Below are 21,186 nucleotides of genomic sequence, written 5' to 3'. Positions count from 1 at the left end.
ATTGACTCAAGCCAGTGACAATCAGGGTATGACACCTTTTAATCCCATCGCCTTTCGTAATCAGTTTCCTGCCTTGCAACAAGCGGGCATTTATCTCGACAGCGCCGCCACCGCGTTGAAACCGCTGGCGGTCATCGCCGCTACGCAGCAGTTTTACCGTGACGACGCCGCCACCGTACACCGCAGCCAGCACCGGGCCGCGCAGGATCTGACCGCGCGTTTCGAGCAGGCGCGCCAACAGGTCGCGACGCTGATCAATGCCCCTTCGGCCGATGACATTATCTGGACCCGTGGTACCACCGAAGCGATCAATTTGGTGGCTCAAAGCTATGCCCGCCCCCGCCTGCAACCGGGTGACGAAATTCTGGTGAGCGAAGCCGAACACCACGCCAATTTGATCCCCTGGTTGATGGTGGCGGAACAAACCGGTGCACGGGTGGTGAAATTGCCGCTCGGCGCTGACCGCCTGCCAGACCTGGCGCAGTTGCCAAGCCTGCTGAGCGATAAAACCCGCCTGCTGGCGCTGGGGCAAATGTCCAACGTCACCGGCGGTTGTCCGGATCTGGCGTTGGCCATTCGGCTAGCCCACAGTGCCGGTGCCCGGGTGATGATCGACGGCGCGCAAGGCATAGTCCACTGCCCGGCTGACGTTCAGCGACTGAACATTGATTTCTATGCCTTCTCCGGCCACAAGCTGTATGGCCCGACCGGCATCGGTGCGCTATACGGTAAAAGCGAATTGCTGACGCAGATGGCCCCCTGGCAAGGCGGCGGCAAGATGTTGACTCAGGCGTCCTTTGAAGGCTTCACGCCGCAAAAACCGCCGCACTGTTTTGAAGCCGGCACGCCAAATATCGCCGGTGTGCTGGGGCTGGCCGCCGCATTGGAGTGGCTTGGTGAGCAAGATCTGGCGGCAGCCGAGCAATACAGCCGCGAACTGGCCAACCTTGCCGAGCAACGATTGACGCAACTGCCGGGGTTCCGCAGCTTCCGTTGTTCTGGCTCCAGCTTGCTGGCGTTTGATATTGCCGGGATCCATCACAGCGATATCGTCACCCTGCTGGCAGAACAAGGTATCGCGCTGCGTGCCGGTCAGCACTGCGCCCAGCCGCTGATGGCAGCGCTCGGCGTCAATGGGACGCTGCGCGCCTCCTTTGCCCCCTACAACACCATGGAAGATGTCGATGCCCTGGTGGCCGCACTGCACAACGCCATCGACCTGCTGGCTGACTAAATGAATCCTGGAGAAGCTATGCTTGCCCCCCACCCCTTTGGCCGCGAAATAACCGGCGAAGCGTTGATAGATAAATTTACCGCGCTGAAGCAGTGGGAAGATCGTTATCGCCAACTGATCATGCTGGCGAAACAATTGCCGCCGCTGCCAGAGGCATTACGCGCAGCGGAAATGGAATTGAGTGGCTGTGAAAATCGGGTCTGGCTGGGGCATCAGTTACTGGCGGACGGCACGTTGCACTTTTACGGTGACAGCGAAGGTCGTATCGTACGCGGCCTGTTGGCGGTACTGCTAACGGCGGTAGAAGGAAAAACGCCACAGCAGATCGCGACGATAGATCCCCTGGCACTGTTCGAGCAACTGGCATTACGTGCTCAGCTCAGTGCCACCCGTGCCAGCGGACTGGCAGCGCTGGCCGCTGCCGTGAAGGAAATGGCGGCTCGCTACGCCTGACGCGCGGCTTTCGCCACCATCTTCTTCAGCGCATGGGAAACCGCGATAAAACCAAAGGTCGCGGTCACCATGGTTGCCGCACCAAATCCCGCACTGCAATCCATGCGTTTTGGCCCTTCCGCGGTACTGCGTGACGCGCAAACGCTGCCATCCGGCTGCGGGTAAACCAACGGCTCGCTGGAAAATACGCAGTCAATGCCCAGCTTGCCCTTGCTGTTCTTCACCACGTTAAAATCATTTTTCAACCGCTCACGCAGCTTGGCCGCCAGCGGATCCTGAATGGTTTTCGCCAGATCGACCACCGCTATCTGGGTCGGATCTATCTGACCACCGGCACCGCCGGTAGTGACCACCGGGATCTTGTAACGACGACAATAGGCCAACAGAGCGGCCTTGGGCCGTACGCTATCGATCGCATCGATGACATAACTGAAATTGTTATTCAGTAGCTCGGCGACGTTATCCGCAGTAATAAAATCATCAATGCAGGTCACCCGGCACTCAGGGTTGATGGCCAGAATGCGTTCCGCCATCACTTCAGTCTTTGACTGGCCCACGTGCTGACGCAGCGCATGGATCTGGCGGTTGGTGTTGGTGACACAGACATCATCCATATCAATCAGCGTAATGGCACCGATGCCGGTGCGCGCCAGCGCCTCGGCCGCCCAGGAGCCCACGCCGCCGATACCAATCACGCAAATGTGCGCCTGGGCAAACAGCGCCAGGGCCTGCTGACCGTACAAACGTGCCGTGCCGCCAAAACGCTGCAGGTAGGCTTCAGAATAGGCTGTGCTCATAACGCTTTAGTACCTTAACATTGCAAATGATAAGGGCCGGAGTGTCCGGCCCTTGCGGGTCAATCTATCGCTGTATTACTTTGGCCGTTAGCGGGTGACTAACAGCGAACCGCCGGAAGCGGTATTGTTCTGGCCGGTGAACAACGGTGCGTTAACGTTAGCGCCTTTCAGCACCCAAACGCGGCCGTAGTGGTTGTAGAAACCTGCCGAATGACCGGCATCCGGCCCGATGCCCTGGTACATATCGAAGTGCTGGCCTTTGATCGCCCCACCCACGTCCAGAGCCACCATCAGGCGCATCTCATATTTTCCCGTGAATTTACCCTTGTTGTCCAGCAACGGCACTTCTGCCAGCAGCGTGGTGCCCGCCGGGATCAGTGAACGGTCGGAAGCCACCGAAGCCTTGGCGACCAGCGGAACGGCACTGGCTCCCCGTACCGGCGCAAAGGACTCAGGACGGAAGAAGACAAAGGAAGGGTTTTGCTCCAGCAGTTCACGCACTTCGGCGGCGCTGTGAGTATCCGCCCATTGACGAATCGCCTGCATCGACATATCTGCTTTAGCCACTTCGCCACGATCGATCAGCACTTTACCGATACTGCGATAGGCGTGGCCGTTCTTGCCGCCGTAGCCGAAGAACACCAGCGGCTGACCGTTGCCGTAATCGACATAACCGCTGCCCTGGACTTCCATCATAAAGTTGTCCATCAGCGAGTTGGTGTACGCCACGATATAGCGGTCATCCAATGCGCCCGAGTAAATACCCGCGCGATCGGGCAGGCGGCCTTTACCTTTTGGCGGCATGCGGTACAGCGGATAACGGAACTCACCCTGTTGGGTGTAGCGCGCCTGCAGCACCGGCGTGTAGTAACCGGTAAATTGTACGTTGCCGTAGCTGTCCACGCCTTCCATTTGATAAGCACTGAGGCCGTATTGGTTCAGAGTACGAGTGTCGGCACCGGACGCCATCCAGCTTTGTACTGCCTGAAAGGTGGTGTTGTTGCGATTAAAGAGTGAAGGAGAGGCGTATTTAATCTCCATCAGTTGATCCGAGTAATCCTTGGCATTCACCGGCACGCCCTTGGCATTGGGTTGATTCACCAACTCCAGCGACTGATCCAGGTGACCGTCCTTATATTGTTGTCCCCGGTCGGTCGGCTTGGAAGAACAGCCTGCCAGTACCGCTACCATTAACCCGCCCAGCAGGTATTTGCCCCAACGTCCTTTCATCGCGCACACTCTCTACATATATGATCTACCGGCGAACGATAACAAACGCCCATAGATAAAGGAATCGCCGCCAATAAAAAAAGCCATACGGCCAATAACGATGAAAAAGAACGCACATTGCGGACTAATCCAGCAGAAAGACTGTTTTAGTTCAATTAAATGCAAAAAGGGTTGCAACAAAATGCACGGAGAGTATAGTGCGCTTCCATCGGACGCGGGGTGGAGCAGCCTGGTAGCTCGTCGGGCTCATAACCCGAAGGTCGTCGGTTCAAATCCGGCCTCCGCAACCAACCGATATTGCCAGAGGCAGTATCAAGTAAAGTGTTGGATTCGATGAAAAAGTATTATACGGACGCGGGGTGGAGCAGCCTGGTAGCTCGTCGGGCTCATAACCCGAAGGTCGTCGGTTCAAATCCGGCCCCCGCAACCAACCGATACTGTACCAGCGGTATCACATGAAATGTTGGTTTCGATAATACAAGCATTAAGACGGACGCGGGGTGGAGCAGCCCGGTAGCTCGTCGGGCTCATAACCCGAAGGTCGTCGGTTCAAATCCGGCCCCCGCAACCAATCTTAATGACTACAGATAAGCACCTTAACGGGTGTTTTTTTGTATCTGAAATCCGCCAAAAGCCGACCGGGCACCCGCCCAGCCGTTCCCACTTTAGCTTTATCCTCTGCGCGCGGCCGCCCCGCCGTTGGCAAAGTACGCCTTGATACCCGCCAGAATAGATTCCGCCACCTGCTGCTGGAAATGCGTAGTGCGCAGCTTGCGCTCTTCTTCTATGTTGCTGATAAACGCCGTCTCAACCAGAATCGAAGGGATGTCCGGCGCTTTTAATACCGCAAAACCGGCCTGATCGACCCGATTCTTATGCAAACGGTTAATTTTGCTCATCCGGTTCAGCACTTCCTTACCGAATTTCAGGCTGTCATTGATGGTCGCGGTTTGTATCAGATCAAACATGGTGTGATCCAGATAGCGGTCACCACTTTTGCTGACGCCGCCAATTTGATCCGATTCGTTCTGGGTCTGCGCCAGGAACTTCGCCGCCGAACTGGTGGCGCCTTTGGTCGACAACGCAAAGACCGATGATCCACGCGCGGCCCGGCTGGTAAAGGCATCGGCGTGGATCGACACAAACAGGTCAGCACGTTGCTTACGCGCCTTCGCCACCCTCACCTTCAGTGGAATGAACACGTCTTCATTGCGCGTCATAAACACTTTCATGTTCGGCTCACGCTTGATTAGCGTGCTTAGCCGGCGGGCAATCTGCAATACGATGTCTTTTTCACGCGTTTTGAATTTACCAATCGCGCCTGGATCTTCGCCGCCGTGGCCGGGATCCAGCATGATGACAATAGGTCGATCGCGCCCTGCCTTACCGGCCTGTGGTGCTTCCGCCGGCAAGGTACGCTCAAGATCGCCCTTGTTGTAATCTTCCAGTAACGCCAACAGCGGATCATAATCTTCGCCACTGCCGCCCTTGCTAGGATACAAGTCCATCACCAGACGATTGCGGTATTCCGGCACCGGCGCCAGGGTAAACATGTGTGGGCTGACGCTGCGTTTAAGCTCCAGCACCAGCCGGACGGTGTTTTGATCAAACTGACCGACACGCGCCTGTTTCAGGTAGGGATCGTCGGCACGTACCTGACCCACAATGCCCTTCAGCACGCTATTAAGCTGCACGCCCTCGATATCCACCACCACACGGTCGGGATTGGTCAGCGCAAACTGCTTATATTTCAGTTCAACGTTAGATTCGAGCGTCACCCGGGTATAGGTGGAGGAAGGCCAGACGCGTACGGCGATGACATGCGATGAGGCGGCGACGCCTACGCGACTCACACTCAGCAACCAGCTTGCGGCAACCCCCTGCAATAAACGACGGCGGCCCAGATTGTGATTTGAGTTTGGCATGCGACTCCGGCAGTGGTAACAGATTAAAACAGATGAAAAAAACACCGGTCAAATAGGAATGCCGAAAACTTTAACCAATCATTCCGGCGCTGTCATCAGAAAATCTTTTTATGGTTTTTCAATTTATTAACGACTCAACGCCCCTGGCAAAGAAATAGAGACAATTTCTCACTTGCCATTAGGGCCATAAAAGAATAAAAATACAAAAATATCGTATAAATATGCAAATGAGGTTTGGCCGTGAAGGAACGTAGTACAGAGCTGGTCCAAGGATTCCGTCACTCAGTTCCCTATATCAATGCCCACCGTGGCAAGACGTTTGTCGTTATGCTGGGTGGGGAAGCCATAGAACATGAGAACTTTGCCAACATCGTTAACGATGTTGGGCTACTGCATAGCCTGGGGATCCGTTTGGTGGTGGTTTATGGCGCGCGGCCACAGATCGACGTCAATCTGGCGCAGCATAATCTCGAACCGATTTATCACAAGCATACCCGCGTCACCGACGCCCATACGCTGGAATTGGTTAAACAGGCGGCGGGTCTGCTGCAACTGGATATCACCGCCCGGCTGTCAATGAGCCTCAACAACACGCCACTGCAGGGCGCGCATATCAACGTGGTCAGCGGTAACTTTATCATCGCTCAGCCGCTGGGTATTGATGACGGTGTGGACTACTGCCACAGCGGCCGCATTCGCCGTATTGATGAAGAAGCCATCCACCGTCAGCTCGACAGTAACGCTATCGTACTGATTGGCCCGGTTGCCGTTTCCGTCACCGGTGAAAGCTTCAACCTGACCTCTGAAGAAGTGGCGACTCAGTTGGCAGTCAAGCTGAAGGCCGAGAAAATGATCGGCTTCTGTTCATCCCAGGGGGTGACCAATCAGGAAGGCACCATCATTTCCGAACTGTTCCCCAACGACGCGCAAAAACGCATTGAAGAACTGGAAGAGAACGGCGACTACCACTCTGGCACCGTGCGCTTCCTGCGCGGCGCCGTGAAGGCCTGCCGCAGCGGTGTACGCCGCAGCCACCTGATCAGCTATCAGGAAGACGGTGCGCTGGTACAGGAACTGTTCTCACGCGATGGTATCGGCACCCAGATCGTTATGGAGAGCGCTGAACAGGTGCGCCGGGCGACGATTAACGACATCGGTGGCATCCTCGAGCTGATCCGCCCGCTCGAGCAACAGGGTATTTTGGTGCGTCGCTCACGTGAACAATTGGAGATGGAGATCGACAAGTTCACCATTATTGAACGCGATAACCTGACCATCGCCTGTGCGGCATTGTATCCGTTCCCGGAAGAGAAAATCGGCGAGATGGCCTGCGTTGCGGTTCATCCCGACTACCGCAGTTCGTCACGGGGGGAAATGCTGTTACAGCGGGTGGAGAGCCAGGCGCGCCAGATGGGCCTGCGTAAACTGTTCGTGCTGACCACACGCAGCATCCACTGGTTCCAGGAGCGTGGTTTCACACCGGCGGAAGTCGACGTGCTGCCGGTTGAGAAACAGGCGCTGTACAACTATCAACGCCGCTCCAAAATTCTGCTGGCGGACCTGTAATCCTTTGTGGGCGCAGCATGCTGCGCCCCTGCTCATTCTCACTCAGGCGGTGATCTGCAACCGCTCCGCCAACCCGCTGCGACGCTGGGTGGGGGTACGAATGGCTCGCATCAAAACCGTATCAATGGCATACAACGAAAGCTGTCTGCGAGCACGGGTGATCGCGGTGTACACCAATTCACGGGTCAGCACCGGCAGGAAATGATTGGGCAATACCAGCACCGTGTGATCAAACTCCGAGCCCTGCGACTTGTGCACCGTCATTGCATAAGCGGTTTCATGCGCCGGTAAACGGCTCGGCTGCACCGACTTAATGCTGCCGTCCGGCAGTTGGAAGTGAACACGTAGCTCGCCGGTCTCATCCCGCAAGGCAATACCGATATCGCCATTAAACAGCCCCAGAGCGCTGTCATTGCGACCAATCATTACCGGACGGCCAGAATACCAACGCCCTGCGGCCCCCGGCTTGCGTTGGATCAGACCGGCGCGTTGCAGCCCCGTCTCAATGCGTTCATTTAACCCGGCAATACCGAAGGGCCCCTCTCGCAGCGCACACAGCACCTGGAAACGAGCAAACGCCGCCAGCACCGCCACCGCGTCCGCACCTGCGACCACCTGCTGCAGATAATCACGATAGCCCGTCACGCAGGCATCCAGCAGCGCCTGATAGTCTTGCGTTTCCGCCAACGGATAACCGCTTACGTCACTGAAACGGCCGTCGAGTGCCGCCAGTGCAAGCTTGCCATTACCGGTATTCACCGCAGAGGCCAGTTGGCCAATGCCCGAGTTGGCATCAAAGCGATAGCTTTTGCGCAGCAGACACAGACTGTCGCGCACTGCGGCCTCCGCCTGGGCACTTTCGCCCTGCAACAGACAGCCGGTTAGCCGAGAGAGTTGCTCTGCGCGCGCCACGCTGTAGCCTTGCTCGGCAAAGCGGCAGATATCTCCCAGAACCGCCCCAGCCTCTACCGAAGCCAGTTGATCGCGATCGCCCAGGAAGATCACCCGCGCCTGAGCGGGCAAGGCGGCAATCAAACGCGCCATCATTGGCAAGTCGACCATTGAGGCCTCATCGACCACCAGAACATCCAGATGCAGTCGGTTGCCGCTGTGATAACGCATGCGTTGACTGTTGGGCTGAGCGCCCAGCAGGCGATGGAGCGTGGAGGCTTCGGTGGGGAACAGCGCACGCTGCTCCGGGGTTAACGCCAGTTGTTTGCCTGCACTGCCTAACGATTCCGTTAAACGCGCCGCCGCTTTGCCGGTAGGCGCCGCCAACTGAATACGTAAACGGCGACCCTCGGCAAGCTGCACCAGCGCCGCCAGTAATTTGGCGACCGTGGTGGTCTTACCGGTGCCCGGCCCACCAGAAATCACCGCAATGCGTCGCGTCGCGGCCACTGCCGCCGCAATTTTCTGCCAGTCGGGTTCATCGGTCGTTTCGCCAAATAATTGGTCGAGAATGGCGCGCAGCTCGGCTTCTTCAACCGCCTGAGGCAGGCTGTCGCTACTGATAAACTCGGCAACCTCACCCTCGTTCTGCCACATGCGCTGCAGATACAATCGCTGCTGTTGCAACACCATCGGCATCGCGGTACTGCCATCACCCACCGCCGCACTGGCCGACAGACGCTGCTGCCAACCGGCCACATCCAACTGCCCTGCAGCCAACCATGCGGCCTGTGCCAGCTCCGGCTGACGCCCGTCAAAGAGATTTTCCGGCAGCAGCTGTTCCAGCATCAGACAGACATGACCCGCACCGGCCTCTGCGCTGAGGCAGGCCGCAGCCAGCAGCATCTCCGGCTCGTCGCTCCCGGCCACCACACGGGCAAACTGCAAGTCCAGCGGGCGCAACACGCCGAGTGCTTGCGCCTGTTCCAGTAGCGCGATCATGATTCATCCTCAGCCACAAGAGCCTCACCGCTGAATAACAAGTCCATGCCTTCCACCAATTGCGCCTCCGGGCGGCAGGCGAAAATGCCATTACCCGGATGCTGTGCATCCACGCCGCGCAGGAACAGATAAATCACCCCGCCGAAGTGCCGCTGATAATCATAATCCGGCAACCGATGACGCAGATAGCGGTGCAGTGCCAACGTATATAGCTGATATTGCAGGTCGTAACGGTGTTCTGCCATCGCCTGTGCCATCGCCGGTTGGGTATAGGCACTGCTGTCTTCACCCAGCCAGTTGGATTTGTAGTCCAGCAGGTAGTATTTCCCCTGCCAGCAGAATACCAGGTCGATAAACCCTTTCAGCATCCCCTGCACCTGTTGGAAATCCAATTCAGGGCAGCGAGCAGAAAGGGGATCGTAGCTTTTCACCAGCTTATCCAGCTCATGCGCCTGCAACAGCTGCCCGATCGGCAGATAAAACTGCAGCTCGGCCTGTTTATGCTGCGGTACCAGCGCCGATAACACGACACCGGTATCATTAAGCGGCGTGTTCAACAGCACCTGCATCCACGCCAGCAGTATCGGTTGCCAGTGATCGGCAAACCCTTGCTGTTGCAACTGCTCCAGCAACCACGCCTCATCGAGCGGTTGGGTAAAATCGAGTGTTTCAAACAGGCTGTGCAGGAAGGTCCCCGGACCGGCCCCCCGTGGGAAGGTATGCGGTGTGAGCGCTGGCTCACTGTCCTGGGCTTTCTCGCCGGCGGCATCGACATCCAGCCGTGGCAACAAATCCTGCATCAGGCCCGCGCCATGTTGTTGCAGCCCGGTATAACTGGTCACCCGCCAAAAATCCTGTACCTGACGCGAGAAGTGCTTCGCCGCCAGCTCGGTCAAGGCCGGCGTTTGCGGCAGCCAGGGCTGCTCGTCCAGGGTTTCTACCAGCGACAGCGCAACGCCATCTGCGGCCAGCTGTTGCAGGCATTGCTGCAGATAAGCTGCGTCGCCCGCCTGACCGGACTGCACCAGATAACCCAGCGCGCTGCGGTGTAAATCGGTATCCCCCTGTTTCTTGCGGGTGCCTTGAATCAACGGCGCAATGCCAATGCTGCAGTGGTATACCGAACGGGTCAGCGCGACATACAGCAGACGTAGATCTTCTGCCAGCCGTTCCTCCTCCGCCCATTCGAGACTTTGTTCATCGGCGTTGAGATCCAGTAAGGCCTGGAAACTCTGGCGATCGTGGTACAGCACCTGCTGTTGCTGGCGGAAATTGCCGACGAACGGCAACCACACCAGATCGAACTCCAGGCCTTTAGATTTATGGATGGTGATCACCTGCACCAGATGTCGGTCGCTTTCCAGCCGCAGTTGCTGGTTATCGGACTGTCGATTGGGCTGGGAAATCTGCTGTGCCAGCCAACGCACCAGCGCATGTTCGCTGTCGAGCTGCGCGGAGGCCTCCTGCAACAGTTCCCCCAAATGCATCACGTCGGTTAATCGACGCTCACCACCGAGGCTGGCCAACAGATTTTCCGCCAGATGGCGCTGATTCATCACTTCACGCAGCATCGGCAACACACCGCGGCGCAGCCAGAGCGTTCGGTATCTGTCGAACTCATTGACCAGCGCATCCCAGGCGCGCTCATCCTGATTCAATCCGTCCAGCGTTGGTGCATCCAGCCCCATCAGCCCGGTCGCCATGGCACTGCGCAGCGTACGTTCCTGCTCCGGTGCCAGTACCGCCTGCAGCAGCCACAGCAGATCTTTGGCCTCTGGCGTATCGAATACGCTGTCGCGGTTGGATAGATAAACCGAAGGTATGGCCAGCGCACTCAGGGCATCACGCACTAACGCCGCCTCATTGCGGCTACGCACCAGTACGGTAATGTCTGACGCTTCTACTGCCCGCCGTTTTTCTCCGTCCACCAGCCAGGCCTGCTGGTCTTGCCCGGCACTGAGCCAGTCGCGGATTTGCGTGGCGCACAGGCGTGCCATCAATTGTTGGTACTCACTAACGCCAACACCTTCCCCTTGCTGCAGCCAAAACTGCATCGCCGGCTGTGGCTGGTTTTGCAGCTCAAAGGCCAACCCCTGGTTTTTCTCGGCGGCGGCTACCTCAATAAAGGGAATTTGGCCGAACAGGAAGGGTTTTTCCACCTGAGCAAAAAGATGGTTAACGCTGCCCACCATCGACGGGGACGAGCGCCAGTTGGTTTCAAGCGTATAGTGGGCGCTTACCTCTGAACGGGCGCGCATATAGGTAAAGATGTCGGCACCACGGAAGGCGTAAATCGCCTGCTTGGGGTCGCCGATCAGCAGCAGGCCGCATTCCGGCCTGCCGACATAAAGTTTTTGGAAGATGCGGTATTGCTGGGGATCGGTATCCTGGAACTCATCGATCATCGCTACCGGGTAACGCTGGCGGATCGCCTGCGCCAACCGTTCGCCACCGTCACTCTGCAATGCGCTATCCAGTCGGCTTAACAGATCGTCAAAGCCCAGTTCGGCGCGCTGACGCTTCTCCTGCTGAATGGACAGCCGTATCTCGCTCAACGCCCGCGCCATGATCAAGTCACGTAACGTCAGCGGTTCATCGAACAGTTCGTCGATCGCCACAAACAGCGCATGCCGTGGTGGCTCGCCTTTTTTGGTTTTATCCAGCAGTACCGACTGGCGGAATTTATCCAGCTCTTTCGGCAGTTGATAGTCCTGAGTTTCCAGCACCCCCCATTCACCCACCTTATGCAGCCAGTTGGGCAGGTGCTTGCTGCTGTAACTGCGCTTATCAACGCCGGACTGGCTGATCAACGCTTCCAGATCGCCCGCAGCTGCCAGCCACTGCGCTTTAATGGCGTCAATGCGCGCCACAATCTGCTCATGGCGCATCAGCACCGTTTCTTCATCCTTCGGCGGCCGACGCAGCATGGGTGCTTCGCCGTGCAGGTAGCCGGAAAGATCGGCCAGTAGCGCTTCCGGGCCACTCCACTCCTGACTCACCGCCCGGGCGACACCCAGCGGTAACGGATAACAATGGCGGCGCCAAAAGTCCGCACAGGCCTGACGGCGTAGCGGCAGTTCATCCTGCACCAGCGTTTGTTCAAACAGAATGCCGGACTCGAAGGCGTTGTGGGTCAACATGCGCTGGCAAAAGCCGTGAATGGTGTAGATTGCCGCTTCATCCATCTGCCGTTCGGCAGCCAGCAGCTGCGCGGCGGCATCGGGCAGATCGTCAATTTCCGCCATTAACGCGTTAAATAACGGATTCTTACTGGTGCCGCGCACGCAGGCAATGCGTAATCCATGGATATTGCTACGGATACGCCCGCGCAGCTCCTCGGTGGCGGCCTCGGTAAAGGTCACCACCAGGATCTCCTCTACCGTCAGCGGCCGGGGAAAGGCCGCTGCCTGACCCAGGCCAAGCAGCAGGCGCAGATACAGCGCGCCAATGGTAAAAGTTTTACCGGTCCCCGCCGACGCTTCTATCAGCCGCTCGCCAAACAGCGGCAATGTTAGCGGGTCAAGCCGCTGCGGGGCGGTCTCTGTCATGGTGTCGCCACTTTACGCGGCAGAGTTTTCTGCAGCGCAGAGGCGTTTGGATAAGTCACCCAGTTCGGCTGCACGGCGTAATCCGCCTTCTCTTGCCCGCTGCCACTCACCTGCGACAACACCGCCAGACCCTGTGGCTTAATCACCGCCTGATGGAAATAATCCGCCAGTTTGGTCGGCGTCAGCTGCTTGACCTGCTCAATCAGCTTATGACGAGTATCAAATGAGAAGTTACCGCGATCGAAGTCATTGGCGAAACGTCCGGCCTCTTCGCTCAGGGTTTGCGGACGCTGCTTCAGTTCGTTGATCAGCGCCTGCTGGTACTGCTCGAAGTCCGCCGGTTTCATCTCGCGCAGGCGTTTCTCGGTTTTCGGGTAGAAATCCTGGTAGCGCTGATACAGATAGGCCGGCTGCTTGCTGTTGCTTTGCAGCAGGAAACCGATCCCCCACTGACGGCCCACAGACATTGGGAAAGCAAACACCGCGTAGCCCAGTTGTTCCTGAGTACGCAGTTGGCTGTAGAACCATGGCTGGATAATCTGGCCCAACAGTGAGCTGTAAGCCATACCGGTCACTTCGTCGTAGCCGGTCGGTACATACACCGCCGCCAGCGCCGAGTCGGTGCTGCTGCCCGCCCGCTGCAAATTGGCCAACTGACTTTTAGTCACTTCAACGTCTTCGCCGTGCCACCATTCGATACCGGTACAACCCAGGCGATGTTTCAGCGTTGAGGCCAGGGTATCCACCTGCTGCTTGCTCATATTCCCCACCACCAACAGCTCCGGCGTCGCGTCGGCCAACAGGCTGTCGCGGTAGGCCAGTACGTCTTTCAGCGTCAGGGTTTTCAGCACCTCACGGCGCTCACTACGTTCGGAATAAGGCACGCGAGAAACCATCTGCACCGGCTGGATCGCCAGCTCAAACGCTTTGCCCTTCTCGGCAGAATCCAACTGCTCCAGATACCAGGACTTGGCCTGCGCCAGTTGATCTTCGGTCGGCGTAAAGCTCGAGTAGCCCTCGATCAGGGAAGTCAGCAGTTGCGGCAAGCGCTGGGTAAAGCCGTTGGCGTTGAACTCCAGACCGTTGTTCGGCGAGGTTGAGAAACTCAGCCCGCCAACCGAAGCCTGGTAGCTCAGTTGATCCAGCGAAATCCCTGCCAGATAGTCAGTCAAAGAGAACAACACCTGGTTGCGTGCAGAATCCATGGTTTTTGCATTGCGGAACGCCACTGTGACGTCAGCCTTAGGCTCATCGGCAAAGTAACGGCTCGGCATATACAACACACGCAGGCCCGGTTGGTCGACCACCATCTCCGGTTTTTTAAACTCGTGTGAAGGCTTGGTCAGACTGAAATCATCCGGAATATACGGGTTCAGCGTGGGTAACGACAGGCTGATCCCTTTACCCAGTTGCTGCCACTGTTCAAAGCGCTGCGGGGTGATTTTATCGACCTGATAAGGCGCATTGACGAAGTAGGCCATCTTGTTATGCGGCTCATTCGGGCTGACGAACCAGATCCGCGCATTCTGTGGCGTCATGGCGTCCAGACGTTCGGCGATCGCCTTGGCGTCATAGCGGTCGGCCAGATAAGGCGAGTCCAGCGTATGTTCGACCGGCACGCGCAGCATGGTATCCACCAGCCATTCGATGTAATCCATATCACGGGTGATCGACGGATAGCGGAAATCCAGATTCAATACGTGGGAGATCTCATCAAAATAGCTTTGCTTGATGCCTTCGCTACGCAACATTTTCAGATAGTTAAAGATGGCGGCGACCACTTCGTCACGCTTGGCCAGGCCTTTATCGGTCAGTGAAACGCTGATTGAGAATACGCCGCCGTTGCGATCCACCATAGGATCGGCCCCGGCATTGATGGCATCCGCCAACCCCTGCTTTTGCAGCCAGTCAGACAGGGTATTTTGGCTGCGGTTGCCAATCAGGTAACTGATGTAGGTATCGGTCTTGCTGCGGAATTCAGCGCTGTTATTGTCAATGCGGAATTCCACTTTCAACTGCTTGCGCGGCTGGGCCGGGACATAGTGAATAATGATGCCCTGCTGTTCAGGAGTGACCGCCGGGACGTTGATCGGCGGCACGCTGGCGTCACGGTTCGGCACGCGGCCAAAAGTTTTGGCCGCCAGTTCAGCCAGCTCCGGCAATGGCTGGTTGCTGTACAGCACCCCCATCATCAGATTGGCGGAATAATAGCGTTGGTAGAATGCCGTCAGCTCATCGTGCAGCTTGCTGCCCGGCTTGTCTTTTAAGGTATCGAGGTTACCGCCTGAGAAACGCGCACTTGGGTGCGCCGGGTTCAGCGTTTCTGCCCCGACCTGCGCCATGCGCATTCCGTCGCGTGAACGCGCCATCGTCAGCTCGGCATTAACCGCGTTACGTTCACGATCGGCATTGCCCGGCTCCAGCAGCGGTTCGGCGATAGCATCCGCCATGCGGTCTACCGCCGGGGCCAACGCGTCGTTTTCCACTTCCAGATAGAACGCGGTGCGATAAGACGCGGTGCTGGCGTTATGGCTGCCCCCATGCTTCTTCAGGAACTCCGCCAGATTCTCCGCCTGCGGGTAGCGTTTGGAGCCCATCAGCACCATGTGCTCCAGGTAATGCGCCAACCCTAGCTGACTGTTCGGATCTTCCAGCGAGCCGACCGGCAGCGCCAGCGCCGCCAGTGATTTCGGTGCCTGAGCGTCGGAAACCAACAGCACGGTCATGCCGTTCGCCAACTTGATCGCCTGATACTGACGCGGATCGTGATCGCTTTTGTTGATCTTCTCCGCCAGCGGTTGCCATCCCTGTGCGGCCCAGCTCAACGGTGCCCAAAACATAACCACTAATACTAACCCGGTGATACGGGCCAACTGTCTGCGCATATCCAAAATGAACCCCTATTCTGACGCCGTCGCGCCACATCCCTGACGTTGACGGCGTACATCAAAACAACAAAAGCTATATGCCTGTACGTTATGTAAGACCGGGACTAACCCCGATAGTTGAATATAACCCTGATTATTTTTACCACCTCAGGGCAATCAGTACCACCGGGGGATTGTTACCCAAGGTTATGCCGTGCCACGGGCAACAGATAACGCTCTGTTTCGGCCAGAATTTGCGCTAAATAAATATTGTCCAATTGGCGGAATACCCGTTGCACATAGGGATCCTCGCCTTCGCCTGGAATACGCTGATCGCCCTGCCAGGTTTGCAGCAGCTTGGCCCGGGCCTTGATTTGCACCTCTTCATCCCAGTCAATCTGCTGCGTCTCCGCCTGATAGCACTGGCTCAGCCACGCCCAACCACTTTTGTTCAGCAACAGCAACGGCTGACACAGACCGCGCTGGTAGCCAGCCACCAGTTCAGCCAATTGCTCGTGAGCCTCTTGCGCACTTAACGCGGCAAAACGCCAGGCAGCCCCTTTGCGTCCGTAGATGCGGCTTTCTCCGCTGCCACCGACGCAGCAGTACACCAGATGTTCCAGCCACAGCAATATGCCGTCGACTGCCGATAAGGTTGACGGCCGCCAGCGCAGCAGCCCGTCGTCCTGGACCTGATGTAGCCAGCCGCTGATGCGCACACCGGCAATGTCGATATCCAGTTCCAGGCTGTGCCCTTCGCTACGTTCGGCGCGTACCTGTTCGGCCAGTTCGGTCATCTCTTCCTGCTGCTTCTGCCAGTATATTTCGCCGAAGGGGCCAAAAGGCAACCCGCCGGCGGCACGCACCCGCTGAAACAGGCGGGCGGCGTCCCCACCGTCAATCAGCGTATTCAGCAGTTGGCTATTGAACTGATAGCGACTGAGATTATCCAGGGTGAAGGGTTCTTCGTCCGGCAGCTCGGTTTCTTCCAGGATGAAACTGACCCCCAATCGCAGTTGGAAGAAGGCGCGGATCGGGTGGCGGTAGAACCGCAGTAAATCGTCCAGCGAGATCTGCGTTTTTTCATCCGGCAACAGGGGCTGATTAAACGCGGGATGCGCCGCACCGCGCCGATCGGCGGCAGGTAACCATTCGGCAGCATAGCTTTGATCTTCGGTGTCGGGCAGGAAATTCTCAGCGGCAAACGGCATGCGTGAATGCCAGTTAAGCAAATGTTTACCCACCTGCCGTGCGCTGCCATCGGCGTCCAGATACTCATCGCCCGGCAGACAATAACTTTGCTCAAGGTACTCCAGCAGCTCGGTCACCAGCACCGAAGCATAACGCTCGCTGTTATCCTGAATGGAGCGGCCAATAAAGCTGATATACAACCGTTGTTGCGCCGACAGGATCGCCTCCAGGAACAGGTAGCGGTCATCATCACGGCGACTGCGGTCACCACGTTTCACCTGTTGCGCCATCAAATCAAAGCCTAGCGGTGGCAAGGTGCGCGGATAAACTCCGTCGTTCATGCCCAGCAGGCAGACCACTTTAAACGGGATGGAACGCATGGGCATCAGCGTGCAGAAGTTGATTTGTCCGGCCAGGAAACGTTGGCTGATGCGTTCCTGATCGAGACGTGCCGCCAGTTCATCACGCAGGATAGACAGCGGCACCTCGTCGGGATAGCGTGCCGCCAGCCCAAATTCGAACAGCTTGTTCCACTGCTGTTCTATCAGCGCCAACACCACTTCCGTTTCGCCGTCCTGTTCAAAAAAGGTTTCCAGCAGTTGGCGGCACAGTGGCTGCCACTCCGGCAAACAACGCGCCTGCCCCAACCGTTGCCGCCAGCGGCTCAGCGCCGCCAGCAGTTCCGCCAGTTGCCCGGCCAGTTCGGCTACCAGCCCGCTCGACTCGTCATAGGGTAAAACGCCCTGCCAGTCGCCGACATTGCTGTCCATGGCGTAACCCAGCAGCATGCGTGTAATACCGAATTGCCAGGTGTGCTGGCCGGTAGCGGGCAGATCCAGTTCACGTACGTTGTCGTCATCCAGCCCCCAACGCACGCCGGACTCGCCGACCCAGTGGCGCAACAGGCGCAGCCCTTCCTCCCGAATGGAGAACCGCGCTGCCAGCGCCGGAACCTCCAGCAAGGCCAGCACCTGCTCTGAGGTAAAGCGGCTCTGCGGCAGATCCAGTAATGAGATAAACGCCTGTAGCGCCGGGTGAGCCTGGCTGGCCTTGCGGTCAGAGATGGCAAACGGCAGGTAACGTTCGGGGGAAGCGTTACCGAATACCGCCTGAATATAAGGCGTATAGCTGTCGATATCCGCCACCATCACGATGATATCGCGTGGCGTCAGCTCAGGATCGTCCGCCAGCATGCTCAACAGCTGATCGTGCAGTACTTCCACCTCACGCTGCGGGCTGTGGCAGGCGTGCAGGCTAATGGAGCGATCGGCCGGATCAAGCCGACGTTTAGTGACGCTGCTCTCCAGCGTTTCCGGTGTGGTACCGATAACCGCACTGTTCTTCAGCTCCAGCATATCGTGCTGAATAGCATGCAGCAGATTGTCCGCAGGGATATCAACAAAGGCAAAAACTTCCTCTGAGGATTCGATCTGCGAGAGTAAAAAGTGGTGGTCGCGCCCCAGCTTGCCCCATGAAGCCAGCAGCGGGTTTGGCAAGTCTTGCTCGCCGGCGTCGTTAAACAACCCGGCGGCATTATCAGGATCCCGGAATAACGAATATTCCGTTTTGTCGCGATAATGCTGCCGCTTACGGCTCTGCAATTTCGCCAGGAATGACTGGCTCTGAATGTCCCCCCAATAGTAGCGGCACGGGTTGGTGAACATCAGATGAATATCAATATGCTTGCCCAGCGCCTGCAACGCTTCCAGATACACCGGGGGCAACGCCGAGATACCGCAGATAAAGACCCGAGGTGGCAGCCCCGCCGGCGGCGTTTCAGCTTTCTCTAACGCGCTGATAAAACGGCGATACAGGTTGGCACGGTGCCATTCAGGCTGCCCCAATTCCTGAGTGTATTCGACCAACCGCGCCCATAACGGCGCTTGCCATTGCTGTGCCTCCGCCAGCCCATCAACAGGCTCACCCTGCTGCCAGCTTTCCAGCCATTGCGGGCGATACACCAGATATTGGTCAAACAGGTCAGCCACCCGACCGGCAAGCTGGTGGATTTTACGCTTGTCGCCGTCGTCGGTGAGGTAATGCTGCAGCGGGGCAAATTCAGGTTGGGTGAGCAGGTCGGGCAACAGCCACATCAACTTCCAGGTCATGGCGTCCTTATTGAAGGCGCTCTCTTTTTCTTCCTTGACCTCAGGTAGCACCCGGGTGAACATCTCCCAGATAAAAGAAGCTGGCAGCGGGAAAGCAATGTTGGCGGCAATGCCAAATTGTTCTGCCAGTTGCATCTGTAACCACTGCGCCATGCCAGGGCTCTGTACCAGCACCACTTCCGGTTGAAAAGGATCGGCCAATGGCTCTCTGGCTATCAACGTGCTGGTTAACGTTTTCAGCAAATCCAACTGATTGGAATGATAAACCCTAAACATTGGGAGCTCCCTTAAAACAAAATATCTGCCGGATCACTGGCGTATGCAGTACCAACGACTGAGTTCCGCCCACTGTCGCTGGGGCGTTTTTATTCTTACCGTCAGCCGTTGGCAGGCGGCTTGCGGGGTACTTAGCCCTGTCTCACGTTGCCAACCGGGGCCCGGTAGCGGCAGCCCGACGTCCACGCGCCCACTAGCGGCGAAAACTTCCAATTGCTGATGCGCCAACGACCAGGCCTGTCGATACTGCCACTGACGCTGGAACGACTGCAACAGCACCTGATGATACTGTAACAATCCCAGCAGCGACACCGCGAACAGCAACGCGGCGATCAGTACCTCCGGCAGGCTGAAACCCCGTTGGCGCCATAACGCTGCACCGGACGCACTGCGCAGGTTACTCCGCACAGTCCACCTGCTTTTTTTCAGGGCAAAAATCCAGCCAGCCGCCGGTTTCCACCCTCAGCCCGATGTCACCCCCGGTGCCTTCAGGTTGGGTTCGTTGGTATAACCGCAACGGTTCCCCACGACTGACCTGCGCATCACCACGGACCAGCACAATGCCCGCCTGAGAGGATAATTTTGCACAGGCGCGCAGCTCACCGGTTTGCTGACACCACCAGTCGTTAGTGGCTAACCGCCCACGCGGCCAGGACTGCACCACGCCCCAACTGAGCGCCGAAGCGGCCTGATTATAAGCCTGTAGATAACGCTTCTCGTCGGCGGCCAGCAGCAGAGCACTGTCCAGTTGGCGGTGCTGGGCATTCAACAGCATCAACCCCATCACCAGCAACATCATCACTGCCGCCAGAGTGCTGCCTCCCCGCTGCCCGCCAGCCTTCATGGCAGCGAGGCCATGTTAACCGCCCACTGCAGACTGCGCCGTATCCCTTTATCCGCTTTTGAATGACCACTCAGGGCCAGCGTCACCCAGTTTTTACCGCTGTCGCCCGCATTCACCTTGATGCTGAAGGTTTCAATGTGCACTTCGTCGTTATCGAGCAGACGCTCCCAGCCGGTGCCACGGCAGTGACTTACGCCTCGCTGCCCCTCCAGCATGCCTTGCCGTAACCGGTATCCGAAGTAGCCGGCGTCGGCACCGAGAGTTTCCCAGCGTCCGCTGCGGGTGATGTCATAAGCAACTATCACGCAGCTGCCCGCCGCCTCCCCGGCCGCACGACCGATCAACAAGGGCTGCCCCTGGCACTGGCCTGCACAGAAACCGGCGCGGCGCAGATCCTTCTCAATGCCAAAGGCTAACTGCCGCAGCACCGATTCCAGCCGATAATGCCGACCGACATCGACACTGTGCTGGCGCAACACCGGATAAGTTTTTGCCGCAGCCAACGCAATCAGGCTGCCAAAGGTCAGTGCCAGCATCACCTCTGGCAACGTAAAACCGCGTTCTAGGGCTGACATGCCGCAATCCCCCTCAGGCTCACCTCTTGGCTGCATAACCGTAGCCGTCCCTTGGCTGACAGCACCAGGCGCAGGCTGCCGGCACCATTGCTGAGCAAAATATGCCCGGCCTGGGCATTGTTACGCAGGCCATAAAACCCGATATCTTTTTGGGTAAACCCCGCCAGTTGCACGTCCCGATAGTCAGGACGGAACACATCATCGCCGAGCGCTGCACAATCCACCGGCGCTTGACCGCCGCCGATGCACCAGGGATCGCCGGTTTTAAACCCCAGCAACGCCGTGCGATTACGCCAGTTGGCGTCCGCCTGTAACCGGGTGAGAAAGGCCAGCAGCTGCTGCGCGGTATGCTCCAGTCGCAAAGCCTGTTGATAATGACGCCAGTGGCTAACGCCCCAACCGGTCAGCAGGCCCGCCAGGGTAATCACCACCAGCAGCTCAATCAGCGTCATGCCGCGCTGGCCCTCAATGTTGAAAATCATCTTGTCGCTCATGCCGGCCAGTGTAACCAGAGGCACAGCAGGATAAAGAAGGCGTTACCTGGCCTGAAGCGCGCTGCGCAACCTTTCTATGAAACTGACGGGGAAGCCCAATTAAATGCGAAGCAGAGCGCAGAAACAGCGGAGGTGGATCGGCAGAAAAAACCAAGGGCGCAACCTTGAACTGACCCCAAGAAGTT

The 21,186-nt window shown here is 57.6% G+C and carries 15 protein-coding genes and 3 tRNA genes; 6 read left to right on the top strand and 12 right to left on the bottom strand.

Features of this window, described 5'->3' with window-relative positions:
* The first annotated feature begins 28 nt into the window (after positions 1-28).
* Together csdA and csdE are read left to right on the top strand one after the other, a co-directional pair.
* A complete protein-coding gene (gene csdA / locus BEI65_RS21210; RefSeq protein ID WP_099065015.1) occupies positions 29-1,234 on the top strand; it encodes a cysteine desulfurase CsdA in 1,206 nt (401 codons plus the stop codon).
* 18 nt (positions 1,235-1,252) lie between these two features.
* Positions 1,253-1,687: a cysteine desulfurase sulfur acceptor subunit CsdE gene (csdE, locus tag BEI65_RS21205; RefSeq protein WP_099064995.1), complete on the top strand. Its 435-nt coding sequence runs from the start codon at positions 1,253-1,255 to the stop codon at positions 1,685-1,687.
* On the opposite strand, the gene tcdA is transcribed toward csdE, so the two are convergent.
* On the bottom strand, positions 1,678-2,484 hold the full coding sequence (gene tcdA / locus BEI65_RS21200) for a tRNA cyclic N6-threonylcarbamoyladenosine(37) synthase TcdA (RefSeq protein ID WP_099064994.1): 807 nt from the start codon (positions 2,482-2,484) through the stop codon (positions 1,678-1,680). The genes csdE and tcdA overlap by 10 nt on opposite strands.
* 87 nt (positions 2,485-2,571) lie before the next feature.
* Positions 2,572-3,714, bottom strand: coding sequence for a murein transglycosylase A (gene mltA, locus BEI65_RS21195; protein ID WP_099064993.1), 1,143 nt, complete (start codon positions 3,712-3,714; stop codon positions 2,572-2,574).
* 213 nt (positions 3,715-3,927) lie between these two features.
* Here mltA and BEI65_RS21190 point away from each other — a divergent pair.
* The 3 genes from BEI65_RS21190 (at position 3,928) to BEI65_RS21180 (ending at position 4,285) form a co-directional block, all read left to right on the top strand.
* Positions 3,928-4,004: transfer RNA gene (locus BEI65_RS21190), tRNA-Met, on the top strand.
* Positions 4,005-4,067: 63 nt separating this feature from the next.
* Positions 4,068-4,144 (top strand) — tRNA-Met (locus BEI65_RS21185).
* A gap of 64 nt (positions 4,145-4,208) precedes the next feature.
* Positions 4,209-4,285 (top strand) — tRNA-Met (locus tag BEI65_RS21180).
* A gap of 100 nt (positions 4,286-4,385) precedes the next feature.
* Here BEI65_RS21180 and amiC read toward each other — a convergent pair.
* Entirely contained in the window at positions 4,386-5,639 is a 1,254-nt protein-coding gene (amiC, locus tag BEI65_RS21175) for an N-acetylmuramoyl-L-alanine amidase AmiC (RefSeq protein WP_099064992.1), read from the bottom strand.
* A gap of 240 nt (positions 5,640-5,879) precedes the next feature.
* Here amiC and argA point away from each other — a divergent pair, with 240 nt between their 5' ends.
* Positions 5,880-7,205 (top strand): amino-acid N-acetyltransferase, encoded by a 1,326-nt coding sequence (gene argA / locus BEI65_RS21170; protein WP_099065014.1) that lies wholly within the window; start codon positions 5,880-5,882, stop codon positions 7,203-7,205.
* 42 nt (positions 7,206-7,247) lie between these two features.
* On the opposite strand, the gene recD is transcribed toward argA, so the two are convergent.
* The 9 genes from recD to BEI65_RS27245 form a co-directional block, all read right to left on the bottom strand.
* A complete protein-coding gene (recD, locus tag BEI65_RS21165; protein ID WP_099064991.1) occupies positions 7,248-9,098 on the bottom strand; it encodes an exodeoxyribonuclease V subunit alpha in 1,851 nt (616 codons plus the stop codon).
* Positions 9,095-12,646, bottom strand: coding sequence for an exodeoxyribonuclease V subunit beta (gene recB / locus BEI65_RS21160; RefSeq protein WP_099064990.1), 3,552 nt, complete (start codon positions 12,644-12,646; stop codon positions 9,095-9,097). Before recB ends, recD begins: the two co-directional genes overlap by 4 nt.
* Complete coding sequence (gene ptrA, locus BEI65_RS21155) at positions 12,643-15,531, bottom strand: pitrilysin (RefSeq protein WP_099064989.1); 2,889 nt, start codon at positions 15,529-15,531, stop codon at positions 12,643-12,645. The genes recB and ptrA overlap by 4 nt, the downstream gene beginning before the upstream one ends.
* A 179-nt stretch (positions 15,532-15,710) precedes the next feature.
* Entirely contained in the window at positions 15,711-19,088 is a 3,378-nt protein-coding gene (recC, locus tag BEI65_RS21150; protein ID WP_099064988.1) for an exodeoxyribonuclease V subunit gamma, read from the bottom strand.
* A 33-nt stretch (positions 19,089-19,121) separates the two neighbouring features.
* A complete protein-coding gene (locus BEI65_RS21145; protein ID WP_198404494.1) occupies positions 19,122-19,496 on the bottom strand; it encodes a prepilin-type N-terminal cleavage/methylation domain-containing protein in 375 nt (124 codons plus the stop codon).
* A complete protein-coding gene (locus BEI65_RS21140; protein ID WP_099064987.1) occupies positions 19,486-19,932 on the bottom strand; it encodes a YgdB family protein in 447 nt (148 codons plus the stop codon). Before BEI65_RS21140 ends, BEI65_RS21145 begins: the two co-directional genes overlap by 11 nt.
* Positions 19,929-20,507, bottom strand: coding sequence for a prepilin peptidase-dependent protein (locus BEI65_RS21135; protein WP_099064986.1), 579 nt, complete (start codon positions 20,505-20,507; stop codon positions 19,929-19,931). The genes BEI65_RS21140 and BEI65_RS21135 overlap by 4 nt, the downstream gene beginning before the upstream one ends.
* On the bottom strand, positions 20,495-21,001 hold the full coding sequence (locus BEI65_RS21130) for a prepilin peptidase-dependent protein (RefSeq protein ID WP_099065013.1): 507 nt from the start codon (positions 20,999-21,001) through the stop codon (positions 20,495-20,497). The genes BEI65_RS21135 and BEI65_RS21130 overlap by 13 nt, the downstream gene beginning before the upstream one ends.
* Positions 20,973-21,186, bottom strand: a 214-nt coding sequence (locus BEI65_RS27245) for a hypothetical protein (RefSeq protein WP_232519136.1), incomplete at its 5' end; no start/stop codon positions are given. The genes BEI65_RS21130 and BEI65_RS27245, both read right to left, overlap by 29 nt.

The sequence above is a fragment of the Serratia sp. BW106 genome, from assembly GCF_002607755.1.
Taxonomy (GTDB): domain Bacteria; phylum Pseudomonadota; class Gammaproteobacteria; order Enterobacterales; family Enterobacteriaceae; genus Serratia; species Serratia proteamaculans.
The sequence above is the reverse complement of the archived record's forward strand: the minus strand, read 5'-3'. Positions and strand labels throughout refer to the sequence as shown.